Source organism: Reyranella sp. (assembly GCF_004297265.1).
Lineage (GTDB): Bacteria > Pseudomonadota > Alphaproteobacteria > Reyranellales > Reyranellaceae > Reyranella.
The window spans coordinates 61497-75101 of the sequence record NZ_SCUT01000050.1 but is presented as its reverse complement, the minus strand read 5'-3'; the positions used below and the strand labels follow the sequence as shown (position 1 = coordinate 75101).

Genomic DNA, 13605 nt, shown 5'->3' with positions numbered 1-13605 from the left:
AGGAGGGTAGCCGCTCCGTCGTGGATGAACCCACGAGAAAGACCCGCAGCATCGTAGTTGCGGGAACTGCCCCGTCCTGCGCAACGACGGTTCTATTTTCATTTGCCGCGCGCTTTGTTGCGCCAGACCTTGTACGATCGGCGGTAATCAATGAACCAATAGGCCGGGAGGCACCCATGCTGCATGGGCTCGAGAGGTTCGTCGTACCCGCCACCTACGGTATCGGCGTGCTGCTGTGGGCCGTCGTGCTGGGCGTGCTGCTCGCCCGGTTGCGGCGCCCTCCCGACGTCAACCGATTATTCTTCGTTCTCGTGGTCGTGCTGTCGATCGACGCGTTCCGCACGCTGTTCGAGAACGCCTATTTTGGCGCCTACTGGAATGCCGTCTACGGCGTCCTGCCATCGGACCTGAAGATACTGCTCGAGGCCCCGGCCCTCGTCGTCCTGCCGCGGCTGGTGAACCTGTTCGCCGGTGGCCTCATTCTCTTTCTGGTCGTCTGGCGCTGGCTGCCGGCAGCCGAGACCGACCGCATCGACCTGGCCAGGCGGCTGGCCGACAGCGCGCGCGAGGCCGAACAGGCGCGTGACCGTTATCAGAGAATCGTCGACGCCTCGCCCGACCTCGTGCTCGCGCTGGACGATTCAGGTCACGTCACCGATGCGGGCGCGCAGTTTCGGGAGGTGCTCGGGATCGATCCGGCCGAACTGCCGGGAAAGCCGGTCTCGGCGCTGGTCGCTCCCGCTGCACGCGCCGCCTTCGAGGCCCGGCTGGGCCGCATCCTCACGAGAGACAGCGTGGCGACCGATACGATCGAGACGCTGATGCTGCACGGCGATGGTTGCGAAGTGCCCGTCGCCATGAGGTTCGCCCGCGTGGCCGGTGGGGGCTACTGCGCCGTCGGCCGCGACCTGACCGCGGAGCGGGATCACAGCCTCCTCGAAGCTGCGGTCTCGCATCTCGACGACATGGTCGTCATCACCGAGTATCGAATGGACGACCGGCGAAAGCATCGGATCGCCTATGTGAACGAAGCCTTTACGCGACAGACAGGGTACTCCGCTTCCGAGGCGGTGGGTCGGACGCCGGCCGAACTGCTGCACGGCCCCGATACGGATCCTGCGGCGGCGGCGCGTCTCCTCTCCGCGTTGGAAGATGGAAAGTCCACGACGGCGCAGTTGCTGCACTACGCCCGTGACGGAAGAATGTACTGGGCCGAGGTGAGCCTGGCGCCGATCCGGGATTTGCATGGCCGCCTGACGCACTACACGGCGATCATCCGTGACGTCACGAGGCACAAGGAAGCGCTGGACGCGCTGGCGGTGAGCGAGGAGCGGTTGCGGATCATCGCCTCGATGACGTCCGATCTCGTATGGGACTGGAACATCCCGGAAAACACAGTATGGCGCAGCGGCCTTGCGGCGGTCACGTACGGCTATCAGCCCGAAGAGACAGCAGATGTCACCGATCACTGGCGTAGACGAATCCATCCGGACGACCTGTCGAAGGTGCTGGAGGGGGCCCAGGCCGTCATTGACGGCGGCGGCGATCATTGGTGCGAGGAATACCGCCTCCTCCGGGCAGACGGGACCTACGGACTCATGTCGGCACAGGGAAAGGTCATCCGCAACGCAGAAGGTCAGGCCATTCGCCTGGTGGGAAGTGGAGTCGACATTACGGAGCGCAAGGCCCGTGAGGAGGCCGCGCGGCAATCCCAGAAGCTCGAAGCCATCGGCCAGCTGACGGGGGGAGTCGCCCACGACTTCAACAACATCCTCATGGTGATCATGGCGAATGCCGATGCCGTCATCGAGGAGACGGCGGACGGCAGCGCGACCCTCGATCTCGCCGTCGAACACCTCAAGCGCATCAATGGCGCTGCGGCGCGCGCGGCCAAGCTGACGCACCAGCTGCTCGCCTTTTCTCGCCGCCAGACACTCACGCCCGAACGCCTCGACATCGCCCACCTCGTGACGACGACCTCCGAACTGCTGGCACGGACGCTCGGCGAGCACATCGCCTTCGAGACCAGCATGGAATCCGGGTTGCCGGCCATCCTGACCGATCGACCTCAGCTCGAAACCGCCTTCCTGAACATCTGCCTGAACGCGCGCGACGCAATGCCGGCGGGAGGCACCCTTACCGTCGCGACCAGGCGCGAAACGCGAGCCGCGGCTGACGGCGAGGAGACCGAATACGTCGTGCTTTCGGTGACCGACAGCGGCACCGGAATGACTCCCGAGGTGCGGGACCGGGTCTTCGAACCCTTCTTCACGACCAAGGAGGCCGGACGTGGATCGGGCCTCGGACTGAGCATGGTCTATGGCTTCGTGAAGCAATCGAAGGGGCTGGTCGAGATCGAGAGCGTCCCGGCGCCAGCCGCCGGTCACGGCACGACCGTACGCATGCTGTTTCCGTTGGCTGACGAGAAGGCGATTCACGCGAAACCCGAAAGCGGCGAGGAGGATCTCCCTGGGGGCACCGAGCGGATCCTCGTGGTGGAGGACGAGGCCTCGGTCCGTGTACTCGTCGTCTCACAACTCGAGAGGCTGGGCTACCGCGTGACCGAGGCCGGCAACGGCTCGGAGGCGCTGTCGATCTTGCGCCGCGACACCGATGCCTTCGATCTCCTGCTCACGGACGTCGTCATGCCCGGTCCGGTGAGCGGCGACATATTGCTCGACGAGGTGAGACGTTTGTGCCCCGGCCTTCCGGTCGTGCTCATGTCCGGTTATCCGGACGGGACGATCCCGGCCGCCGGCCAATTGCCGCCGGGCCAGACCCTTCTGTCCAAGCCGTTCCGGAAGGCCCAACTCGCGCGCGTCGTCAGAAGGGCGCTGGCGGAGGCGCGCGAATCGACAGCAGATGGAGAGCGGTAGACTAGGGTCTTTCCGATCGAGATAGAATCACCGCTACCGCCAACCTCATGCTGAGGAGGCCCGCAGGGCCGTCTCGAAGCATGGGCACGAGCACCACGTTTGTTGCCCATCCTTCGAGACGCACGCCCTTGGCGTGCTCCTCAGGATGAGGATGGTGTGTGGATGAACTTGAAGCGGGAAGCCCCTAGCAGAGCGTTTATCGAGTCTACGGCAGATCTTCGTGGATTTTACCTTGTAGGGATGGGTTGCCGTTCGAGACGATCGTCATCATCAGTCCGGCACATCCCTTCTCGATCAGATCGAGCGCCCGTTCGTAGTCCTCGGCGGTCCCACCATACGGATCGACGATGTCGATGGCCGCGGCCTGCGGGACATGGCGCATCAGAAGTTGCGGCAGGTCGGTGCGGCCGCTCGGTGCCATCCAGCGCAGGGCGGCGAGGGTGCTCCGGTCCATGGCGATCAGGTGATCGTAGCGAGACAGGTCCTCCGGCCGCAGCGGCCTCACCGGCGCGACCGGCACATCGTAGCCCCGACGCTGGGCGACCTCGAACGCCAGCAACGAGGGTGGTTCGCCCGCATGGCCGTCGAAGGTACCGACGGCGGCAATGTCGAACCTGTCCTCGATCCGTGCCCTCGTCGCGAAGGTTCGGAAGACGCCTGCCGCCATCGGCGCACGGCAGATGCCGCCGGTGGAGACGAACAGAACCCCGATGCTCACGATGGAATGCTCCCCGGAAGATCGATCTCGAAGGTGGCGCCCGGTCCGCCCGGCTTCAGCGTCAGCGTGCCCCCAGCGTCGCGGACGATGCCGTAGGACACGGCCAGGCCGAGGCCGGCGCCCTGACCCTCCGGCTTCGTCGTGAAGAAGGGCTCGAAGATGCGTTCGCGGTGGGCCTCGGGGACGCCTGGCCCGTTGTCCGCCACCCGTACCCAGACGCGGCCGCCGGCACCGCGACCCGCCGACAATTCGACGGTCCTGCTCTTCTCCAGCGTGTCGGCCAGTGCGTCGCGCGCGTTGGCGAGGATGCTCACCAGCACCTGTTCCAGCAGGGGCGGGTGTCCCGATACGGCAAGAGGCTCTTCGCCGAGCTTTTCTTCCAGCACGATCTCCGCGGCACGGTAGGACTGTGCGACGCGGGCGACGGCAGCGCGACAGGTGTCGCGCAGGTCGAAGGATTGCGGGCCCTCCCGCGTCGCGCGGCTGAAGATGCGCATGCGCGAGATGATGGAAGCTGCCCGGTCGACCTGCGCCACGATGCGGTTGAGCTTGGTGACGGCGAACGCGCGGAACTCGCGATCGGACATCATCGGCAGCGGTGGTTCGGAATCGTCACCATCAGCCGCGGGTTGCGGCTCCGCTTCGGCCTGCGCATTCTGCGCGGCCATGCGAATGACGTTCAGCGGCTGGCTGAGTTCGTGGGCTATGCCCGTGGTTATCTCGCCGAGCGTCACCAGCTTTCCGGAGACGGCGATCGCGCGCTCCGCCTGGTGGCGAAGCGTCTCGTCGTGCCCCACCATGATGATGCTCTCGCCACTGTCGGGCAGGGTCTGGCGCGAAAGGGAAAAGCGTAACCTGCGCGTCTGATCGCCAGCTTTCACGAGCTGGACGTCGACTTCGGCCAGGGGCGCATCACCCTTGACGAACGACAGCAGCGGCTCGATTCCCTCGAGGGCGGGATTGAACAGGGCATTCGATACGTCATCGTGGCCATTTGCGCACAACAGGCTCCGGAACGAGGAATTGGCGTGAATGACCTTGCCGGTCCGGTCGACGACCGCGGTGAGCGCCAGCGGCGTGTCGACGATCGCCGCGAGGACCTGACGCTCCGAGGCTTCGCGGGCCGCCGCGGCCGATCGTTCGATCAGGAGGAGGATGCCCAGGCCCGCCACCACCGTGAGCACCGTCAGTATGGCGGCAATGACGAAGATCAGCAGGTTGCGGTCGCGCCAGGGTGTCAGGAAGGCGCTTTCACCGACGACGACGGTTACATAGGCGGGAAGGCTCCCGACCTTCGTTGCGACGACGATCCGGGTTGGACTGCTGCCGGCATAGTAGGGAAAGGGACCTTTGGTGAGGACGGCCTTGCCGGCCTGGCCGGCCTCGATCAGGCGATAGGGAAGCGTCTTGTCGAGGCGCTTGCCGAGCGGCTGGTCGGGAAGGCTGGTCGCCAGCAAGGTACCGTCGTTCCGGAACAGCGCGAGCCAACTATCGGGACCAAGCGCGATGCGCCTGTAGAAGTCGGCGAAGAACTCGGATTCGAGCCCTACGGCGATCACGCCAAGCAACTCGCCCGCTTGAGACACGACCTTGCGGGAGACGAAGAATCGCGGCTTGCCGCTTATCCGTCCGGTTGCGGTGGCGCTGAGGGCCAGGGTCTTCACGCCGGGCTCTATGGCGCTCGTGAAGGACTCCCGGTTCGCGACATTGAGCTGAGGGGGAGGCCAGGCGGTGGTCGTGTTCACGATGTCGCCGTTGGCCGCGAAGATCAGCGCCACGCCGATCTGCGGCTGGCCAACGATCCGATCGCGCATCGCCTCGAAGAAACGCTTCTCTCCCATGATCCGGCGAAACTGCTCAGGCGTCTCGATGCGCTCGTCGCTGACCCAGTCGGCCATGCTCTTGCCGACCAGATCCGCCGCGCCCTGCGTCTGGGCCGCGTGGGCCGCCACGGTGAGGGAGATGTTCTCCGCCGAGGTCTTCCAGCCCGCGACCGAAAGTTCGTAGTTCTGTCCCACCACGAGAAACGCAAGGCCCCAGACAAGCGCGACGTGGACGGCGCAGATGATCACCGTGCGCCGCTTGCTCACCGGTCGGCTCAGCACGTCGAGGACGCGATTGCGCGCCGGCTCCGTCTTGGCCTTTCCTATACCTGCGATTGACAATGTCATTGCCAGCCTGTCCCGAGACCAGGCACTCCAGCGCCCACAATAATCTCTGCCCCATCAGGTGCAGACCCTTGCGGAATGTACCCGAGACCGGGCAGTTTGGGAGGAGGCGCCGCCTCCGATCGCTTCCACTTTGGAAATGATTTGCCGCCGCAAGGGAAGCCTTTCCTGCATGTCGAGCCCGGATGGCCCTTTTCCCCCGGATCGTACCGTCGATGTCCTGGTCGTGGACGACGATTCCGATGCCGTCGAGGAACTGGTCGAATGCATGGTAAAGGCCGGCCTGTCCTGCCTTTCGGCCGGCGACGGCTGGCAGGCCCTGAAGCTCCTGGCGGACGGGAGGCGGGCGAAAGTGGTGGTATCCGACCTGCGCATGCCCGAGTTGACGGGCCTCGAGTTTGCCGAGCGTCTCGCCAGGCTGGGCGGCGGCGACGGGCCAGAGGTGATTTTCGTGAGCGGCCATGCCGGCTTCGACGATGCGGTGGAGGCGATCCGCCTTGGGGCTCGCGACCTGCTCACCAAGCCCGTCGACGGGCCACGCCTCGTGAAGGCGGTGAAGTCCGCCCTCCTTGCCCGCCAGGGACGCGACCGCGCGACGCCGGCGGTTGGCGCCGAAACCGGAGGACTGGCCACCCGCAAACGCGCCGCCCTGAAGCAGATGCGCTCCCTGCGCAGGATGCGCAGCCAGCATTTTCCCACCCAGCTCTTCTCGGATCCCTGCTGGGAGATGTTGCTCGATCTGTACGATGGCCATCTGGCCGGGGCGGAGGTCACCGTCACCAGCCTGGGAGCCGCATCGGGCGTGCCCCTGACCACGGCGCTGCGCCGCATGGATCAGCTCAAGGCCCACGGGCTGATCGAGCGTACCGAGGACATCGAAGACAAGCGCCGTACCATCGTGCGCCTGACCCAGGCCGGCCTCGCAGCCGTCGAAGGCTTCTTCGATACCTACCTGCAGCGACCGCCGACCTGATGCGCGATCCCTCCGATCCGGAGGCGATCGAGGGTGAAGGGCAGGCCGGGACCGTCCTAGTCTGGGGCATGGCACACACAGACACCGACGCCGAGGCATTCGGTACGGACGTCCTGATCATCGAGGACGATCCGACCCAGGCCGAGGAACTCGCCTGCTACCTTCGCCGCGCCGGCCTCAGGGTCGAGGCCACCGTGAGCGGCTCCCTCGCGATCCATACGGTCGCGCAGCTACGGCCCAGGGTCGCCCTGATCGACTACAATCTGCCCGACATGGACGGCGTGACGGTGGCAGGGCGCATTAAGCGCCTCAGCCCCGGCACGGCCATGATCGTGATGTCGGGCCGCATCGACTGGCTGTCTGACCTGACACTCGCCAAGTTCGGCATTTTCACGTTCATGAACAAGCCGGTCGCCCTCGGGCCCCTTCGCAGTGCAGTGCGCAAGCTGGTCAGGACGACGACGCGTACGGGACTGCCTCCGTTGCTGCCAAGGAAGCCGTTTTTCTCGCTGCCGTTCGGATTGTCGCGAGACGCAGTCTAGATATTCGTGCATGCGCGCGTGCAATCCTTGACTTCACTCCCCATCGGGTTCTCACTCGATGCGCGCGTGCGGTTTTGGGCACGATGTTGCCCGATGCGCCGGGGTGAGTGTGCGAGTTCTTCTGGTCGAGGACGACCCAGATCTTCGGACTGAAATTCGCGAGTATCTTCAACGCCGCGGCCATGAGGTCACGGATTGCGGATCACTCGGCGATGGCCGGGCTGCTGTCCGGCGACTGGTCGCCGGATCGACGCCGCCGGAAGTCGTTGTATGCGACGTGAATCTTCCCGACGGAAACGGCGTCGATTTCTACATTGGCCTTTCGTCCGAACTGCCGAATTGCCAATGGGTTCTGATGTCGGGCAATCATGATCTCGACCGGATCGACAAGGTGAGCGGCGGGATTAGCCTGGCCCCCTGCGTCGTCGTCGAAAAGCCGGTGTCCCTGCGGACATTGTGCGCGGCATTTACCCGGACCTGACCGTCGCAGATTCGCTTCCAGAGCGGAGGCGTTGAAAAGCAGCTTTGCCCGCTGTCTGCCGGCGCTTGCTGGCAAGGTCGCGCTCAAGCCCATCCAAAATGGAGACGTCGGCGCGGGCGCGCTGCATCCATCCGCCTTAGAGGTATCGGAGGAGGACTTGCGCCATGCATTTCACCGATCGGACCTTCCCATGCCGTGCCGCGGCACTGCTCGCCGTCATTCTCCTGGCCTGGGCCATTCCGCCCGCCGCGGCCATGACGTTTTCGACGTCGGTATTGGCCGATGGCAAGCGCTTCGTACTTGCGAAAGGCCCGATCGCCGAAGGCGATGCCGGCCGGCTGCGCGTCGCATTGCAGTCGGCCGACCGTGATGCGTTCGGACACAAGATCATGGCGCTCGACAGCTCCGGTGGCTCGGTCTTCGATGCCTTCGCCATGGTCGAGATCATGGACAAGGAGCGCGTCTCCACCATCGTGATGCCGGGCGCCGCCTGTGCCTCGGCCTGCGCCCAGATCCTGTTCCTGTCGGGCATTCACCGCACCGTCGCGGAGGGCGGGCGACTCGGTCTGCACTCCTGCTACGATGCCCGGGAGCGTAGCCGTTCAATGGTCTGCAACGAGCTGATTGCCCAGAACGCGCTGGCGCGCGGCACACCCTACGGCTCGCTCATGGCCTTCATGCATCTCAGCGCACCGACCCAGGTGCGCTGGCTCGATGCGCCGGACGCCGACTGCTGGGGATTCACCAGGCGGCCGCCGGATCCCGGTAGCGCCGGCCGGCGTGGCCAGCCCCTGACGTGCGGGATCGGGGTGGACGGGGTGAAGGCTTCGTTGACGCCACCGGCAGGGTCCCGGCCGCCGGGCTCGAGGGGACCCGCATGAAACAGCAGGAGCCTGGGATGACCGCCGGTCGGGTCGGCTGCGATGTCGTCGTCGTCGACGACCTTCAGGAGCTGGCCGCGGCGATTGCGGCGGCGCTTCGCGGCCGCGGCCTGTCCACCCATGTCGCCTTCGATGGAGAAGCGGCGGCTGCGCTCGCCCGGAGCTACAATCCCGTCGTCGCCCTGGTCGATTGCGTCCTGCCGGACATCGATGGCCTTCACCTGATCCGCCAGCTCGGCGAGGCATGGCCCGATACCACCTTCATCGCGATGTCGGGCGATGTCGGTGGAATCTCGGAAGACATGGCAAGGCAGCTTCGCATCCGCGCATTCCTGAACAAGCCGCTGCCGTTGCGGGCGCTGGCGCAGGCCGTCGAGCGCATGGTCCGCACGTCCTGCGACCGCCCCGTGGAGCAGGAGACGCCCAGAGCCTGGATCTCCCTGGGCATCGGTTCGCCTGCACGCCCCGAGACACCGCCCATTCCGGATGGCCTTCCCCGGAAGCGCTGAGTCCGATCCTTGCCGTTCGCCTTGTGGTGGCGCTTCCCGGCGGATTGGCGACTTGTCGTCCCATTCGACAGGGAGACGCTCCTCGGCAATGCTTCGGAACGCGGGCGCGCGCTCACGGTCGAGGCGCCGGCGCACCGAAGAGAGTGGACCGTTCGGCGGCCCGGAGGAGGGGCGTCATGACCGACAAGTTCTCACTGCTGGCGCAAGTGGCCTCCGACTGGTGGTGGGAGATGGACGCCAAGTTGCGCTTCACGTTCGTGTCGGAGCAATTCACGAGCATCTTCGGCGTCCCGACCGCGTCGGTCATCGGCAAGAGCCGCGTGGAGCTCGAGCGGGCCGACCCTGAAAGTCCGGGCTGGCGCGCCCATCTCGATGATCTCGCCCATCGTCGGCCCTTTCGGCAGTTCGAAACCACGCTCGTGGATGCGAAGGGGATCGTGCGGCCGCTCCGGGTCAGCGGCACGCCCCTGTTCTCGGACCAGGGCGTCTTCACGGGCTATATCGGCGTCGGTCACGACCTTACGGACCTCCGCCGCCGCGAGCGGGAAGCCGCGGGACATGCCGCGGATCTGCAGTCCATCCTCGAGAATATCGAACAGGGTGTCGTGCTGTTCGACCGCGATATGAGGATCGTCGTCTATAATGAGCGCCTGCGGGACTTCCTCGAGCTGGACAAGAGCTTCGATGCCCACGGAATGCCGCTGAATGAGATCCTGAGCTATCTCGCCGAACGGGGCGAGTATGCGCCCGAAGAAAAACAGGCGGCCATCGCCCTCCGTACGCGGCTGATGTGCAGCCGTGAGCCGTTCACGAACGATCGCGAGCGACAGGACGGGCGGATCGTTTCCGTGCATTTCGAGCCCTTGCCCGACGGCGGTGGCGTCATGACCTATTCCGACGTGACCCAGGCTCGCCGGCACGATGCGCAGCGACAAGGCCTCGCCCAGCAGCTCGAACGCGAAAGGAAGAGCCTGGTGGCGGCGCAGACCGTCGCCAAGGTCGGGAGCTGGGAAACGAACCTGCACACGATGGAGGTTCGGTGGTCTGCCGAAACCTTCCGGATCTTCGAGGTCGAGCCGCACGAGTTTTCGCCAACGCACGAACGGTTCCTCGCGCTGGTCCATCCGGACGATCGCGCCGCCGTCGACAATGCCTTCAGGGCGTCATTCGGCTCGTCGGACGTCTGCACCGTCGAGCACCGCATCGTCACGCCCGGCGGCAAACTGAAATTCGTCGTCGAGCGGTGGCAGGCCGTGGTCGACAGCGATGGCAAGTCCAGCCATGCCGTCGGAACCTGCCAGGATTGCACGGAGCTGAAGCTCGCCCAACTGAAGGCGGAGGAAGCGACGAACCTGCTGCGCGTGGCGGGAAGAACGGCGCGGCTGGGCGGCTGGGTCTCCGACCTCGAGAAGGGACAGCTCCAGTGGTCGCCCGTGACCGCGGAGATCCACGACGAACCGCCGGGCTTCAGTCCCTCCTTCGAAGAAGGTCTGCGATATTTCGTCTCCGAAGACCGAAAGAAGATGGAGGACGCGCTCGACCTCTGCGCCCTGGACGGCAGGCCTTTCGACGAGACGCTGCGCATCGTCACCGCGACGGGAAGACGCGTCTGGGTGCGCGTGATCGGCGAGGCCGTACGGGACCCGGACGGTGCGATCAGGTCGATCCGGGGAGCACTGCAGGACATAACGGAGCTGCTGGAGGCCCGCGAGAGTTCCAGGCGGCTGGCGGAGCAGCTCTATCAGACGCTCGACAACATCAACGATGGGTTCGTTACGATCGACGAGAATTGGCACTTTACCTTCGTCAACCAGCGACACCGATCTCTACGACAGATCGCTGTGGGAGATGTTTCCCGACATCGTCGGCTCGGGTCTCGAACAGCAATTGCGCGAGGCTGCCGCAAGGCAGGAAGTGACGACGTTCGTCGAATACGACCCCGGTCTCGCGAAGTGGTTCAGCGTACGCGCCTATCCTTCGAGCGAAGGCCTGGCTGTCTATTTCCAGGATGTCACCAGCTCGAGGGAGCAGCGGGAGCAACTCGCTCTTCTCGAAGCCGCGGTCTCGCGCTCGAACGACATCTTCCTGATCACCAAGGCAAACCTCATCGATGAGCCGGGGCCCGGCATCGTCTATGCCAACGACGCCGTCACGAAGCTGACGGGTTACCGCCCGGAAGAACTCATCGGCAAGTCGCCAAGAATCTTCCAGGGCCCGGCAACGTCGCGAACCGAACTCGCCCGCATTCGCACGACCCTCGAAGCCGGCTCGCCCGTTCGCGCCGAGCTCATAAACTATGCCAAGGACGGCGCGGCGTACTGGGCGGAACTCGACATTGCCCCGATCGTCGACGACACGAGCCGCATCACCCATTTTGTTTCGGTTCAGCGGGACATCACCGAGCGGAAGGCTTCCCAGGACGCACTCGCCATCAGCGAGCTGCGCTTCAGGACGGTCGCGCAGCTCAGCGCCGATATCGTGTGGGATTGGGAGCTGGCTTCCAATGTGATCTGGCAGACCGAGGACGGTCCGGCCCGCTACTTCAAGCCCGAAGACAAGCCCGCCAGCCCAGAATCCTGGCTGGAGCGGATCCATCCGGAAGACAGCGAAAGGGTTCTTGGAGACTTGATCGCGGCCTTGCGGGGTGGCGGCGACGAATGGTCGGCGGAGTACAGGCTGCGGCGGGCCGACGGGTCGTACAGCCAGATGATCGCGAGGGCGGCGGTCATTCGCAATCATCTGGGAAAGGCGGTCCGGATCGTCGGCAGCGCCGAAGACGTGACTGAGCAGCGCGAACTCGAGGACCGGGTACGCCACTCGGAGGAAAGCTACCGGACGCTCTTCCAGGCCGCACCCTACGCGATCATCGTGAAGGACCGCGACAGTCACCGTCTCATTGCGGTCAACGACGCGGCGGTGAAGCAGTATGGCTGGTCGCGGGAGGAGATGCTCGCGATGACGATGAAGGACTTCTATGCGCCAGAGGATCTGCAGGAGTTGGCCGACAGTCAGCGCTCGTATTCGAGCGAACACAGCAGTCTCCTCAAGAATGTCCGTCACCGAAGGAAGGACGGGACGTTCATCGATGTGGAAATGGCCGTTCGGCTGCTGGAGTACGACGGCCGGCCCGCGACGTTGGCGGTCATGTCGGATGTCAGCGACCGGTTGCGCGGTGAACGCGAGCGCGTGGCGGCGGAGGAGCAGTTGCGCGCGTCGCAGCGGCTGGACGTCGTGGGAAAGCTGACGGGGGGCGTCGCTCACGACTTCAACAACATCCTGATGGTGATCATGGCGAACGTCGACGCGGTCCTCGACGCCGAAGACGTCGCCTCGGAGACCCGCCGCAGTATCGAGAGGATCGGCGGCGCAGCGGAGCGGGCTGCGCAGCTGACGCGCCAGTTGCTGGCATTCTCCCGCAAGCAGACATTGCGGCCGCAGAAGATCAATCTCAACGACCTGGTCGTGGCCACGGGCACGCTGCTGCGCCGGACCCTCGGTGAGCACATCGAGATGAATTCGGTGCTGGCCGACGATCTCTGGGAAACCAACGCCGACCGCAGCCAGGTCGAGGCCGCGATCATCAACCTCTGCATAAACGCCAGGGACGCCATGCCAGGGGGCGGGCGCCTCTTGATAAGGACCGGAAACGTCACGCTCGACGAGGACCATGCGGCGCTCGATCCGGAGGCCAGGCCAGGCGACTATGTGTGTCTGTCCGTCACCGACACCGGAACGGGCATGACGCAAGAGGTCCTGTCCAGGGCATTCGAACCCTTCTTCACGACCAAGGAAGTGGGCAAGGGCACGGGGCTCGGGCTCAGCATGGTCTATGGCTTCGCCAAGCAATCGAAGGGACACGTCTCGATATACAGCGAACTGGGGCACGGCACGGTCGTCAGGTTGTACCTGCCCCGGGCGGATCAGCAGGACGGGGCAAAGACCGCGACTCCGGACATCCATATTCCGCGCGGCACCGAGCGGGTCCTCGTGGTGGAAGACGAGGATCAGGTTCGCGCCATCGTGGCCGGACAATTGTCCAGCCTCGGCTATACCGTCATCGAGGCGAGCAACGGGGAGGCGGCACTCGGCAAACTTCACGCCGGCCCTGCGTTCGATCTCCTCCTGACGGATGTGATCATGCCGGGGGCAGTCAACGGCAAGGTGCTCGCCAGCAGGGCGGCCGGACTGTATCCCGACATGCGTGTGCTGTTCATGTCGGGCTACTCCGATGACGCCATCTCCACGCTGGGTGTGCTGAACCCGGGCGTCAGCCTGTTGACCAAGCCCTTTCGCAAGGTCGATCTCGCGGTTGCCGTTCGGCACGCCGTCGAAGGCACCCGATAGGCGCCTCATCGGACGGGAGTGTGCTCTCGAAAATCATCCGGGCGCTCGAGAGCCCGAACGCGGACGTCGTCGAGGCCGACGAGACGGATTTCCAGCGCAACCTGGGCTCTTCC

At 65.2% G+C, this 13605-nt stretch carries 9 protein-coding genes and 1 pseudogene; 8 read left to right on the top strand and 2 right to left on the bottom strand.

What is annotated here, in order from left to right:
• The first annotated feature begins 20 nt into the window (after nucleotides 1-20).
• Nucleotides 21-2876, top strand: coding sequence for a PAS domain S-box protein (locus EPO41_RS21945; RefSeq protein ID WP_296329728.1), 2856 nt, complete (start codon nucleotides 21-23; stop codon nucleotides 2874-2876).
• 205 nt (nucleotides 2877-3081) lie between these two features.
• On the opposite strand, the gene EPO41_RS21940 is transcribed toward EPO41_RS21945, so the two are convergent.
• A complete protein-coding gene (locus tag EPO41_RS21940; RefSeq protein WP_296329726.1) occupies nucleotides 3082-3594 on the bottom strand; it encodes a low molecular weight protein-tyrosine-phosphatase in 513 nt (170 codons plus the stop codon).
• Nucleotides 3591-5765 (bottom strand): ATP-binding protein, encoded by a 2175-nt coding sequence (locus EPO41_RS21935; protein WP_296329724.1) that lies wholly within the window; start codon nucleotides 5763-5765, stop codon nucleotides 3591-3593. The genes EPO41_RS21940 and EPO41_RS21935 overlap by 4 nt, the downstream gene beginning before the upstream one ends.
• Nucleotides 5766-5988: 223 nt before the next feature.
• Between EPO41_RS21935 and EPO41_RS21930 the strand changes: the two genes are divergently transcribed.
• From EPO41_RS21930 to EPO41_RS21900, 7 genes and pseudogenes are all read left to right on the top strand, one after another.
• Complete coding sequence (locus EPO41_RS21930) at nucleotides 5989-6735, top strand: response regulator (protein ID WP_296329721.1); 747 nt, start codon at nucleotides 5989-5991, stop codon at nucleotides 6733-6735.
• Nucleotides 6735-7277 (top strand): response regulator, encoded by a 543-nt coding sequence (locus tag EPO41_RS21925; RefSeq protein ID WP_296329718.1) that lies wholly within the window; start codon nucleotides 6735-6737, stop codon nucleotides 7275-7277. The genes EPO41_RS21930 and EPO41_RS21925 overlap by 1 nt, the downstream gene beginning before the upstream one ends.
• A 109-nt stretch (nucleotides 7278-7386) precedes the next feature.
• Nucleotides 7387-7758, top strand: a complete 372-nt coding sequence (locus EPO41_RS21920) for a response regulator (protein WP_296329716.1) — start codon at nucleotides 7387-7389, stop codon at nucleotides 7756-7758.
• 164 nt (nucleotides 7759-7922) lie between these two features.
• Nucleotides 7923-8639: a hypothetical protein gene (locus EPO41_RS21915; RefSeq protein ID WP_296329714.1), complete on the top strand. Its 717-nt coding sequence runs from the start codon at nucleotides 7923-7925 to the stop codon at nucleotides 8637-8639.
• Between the two features lie 17 nt (nucleotides 8640-8656).
• A complete protein-coding gene (locus EPO41_RS21910) occupies nucleotides 8657-9148 on the top strand; it encodes a response regulator (protein WP_296329711.1) in 492 nt (163 codons plus the stop codon).
• Nucleotides 9149-9324: 176 nt separating this feature from the next.
• Nucleotides 9325-10848, top strand: a pseudogene (locus tag EPO41_RS21905) (PAS-domain containing protein); the annotation flags it as partial.
• A gap of 148 nt (nucleotides 10849-10996) precedes the next feature.
• Complete coding sequence (locus EPO41_RS21900) at nucleotides 10997-13492, top strand: PAS domain S-box protein (RefSeq protein WP_296329709.1); 2496 nt, start codon at nucleotides 10997-10999, stop codon at nucleotides 13490-13492.
• Nucleotides 13493-13605: the final 113 nt, after the last annotated feature.

Excerpts from the sequence above, each read along its gene's own strand:
- EPO41_RS21935 (WP_296329724.1), bottom strand. The coding sequence starts at position 5,765 with ATGACATTGTCAATCGCAGGTATAGGAAAGGCCAAGACGGAGCCGGCG.
- EPO41_RS21925 (WP_296329718.1), top strand. The coding sequence starts at position 6,735 with ATGCGCGATCCCTCCGATCCGGAGGCGATCGAGGGTGAAGGGCAGGCC.
- EPO41_RS21900 (WP_296329709.1), top strand. The coding sequence starts at position 10,997 with ATGTTTCCCGACATCGTCGGCTCGGGTCTCGAACAGCAATTGCGCGAG.
- EPO41_RS21915 (WP_296329714.1), top strand. The coding sequence starts at position 7,923 with ATGCATTTCACCGATCGGACCTTCCCATGCCGTGCCGCGGCACTGCTC.
- EPO41_RS21910 (WP_296329711.1), top strand. The coding sequence starts at position 8,657 with ATGACCGCCGGTCGGGTCGGCTGCGATGTCGTCGTCGTCGACGACCTT.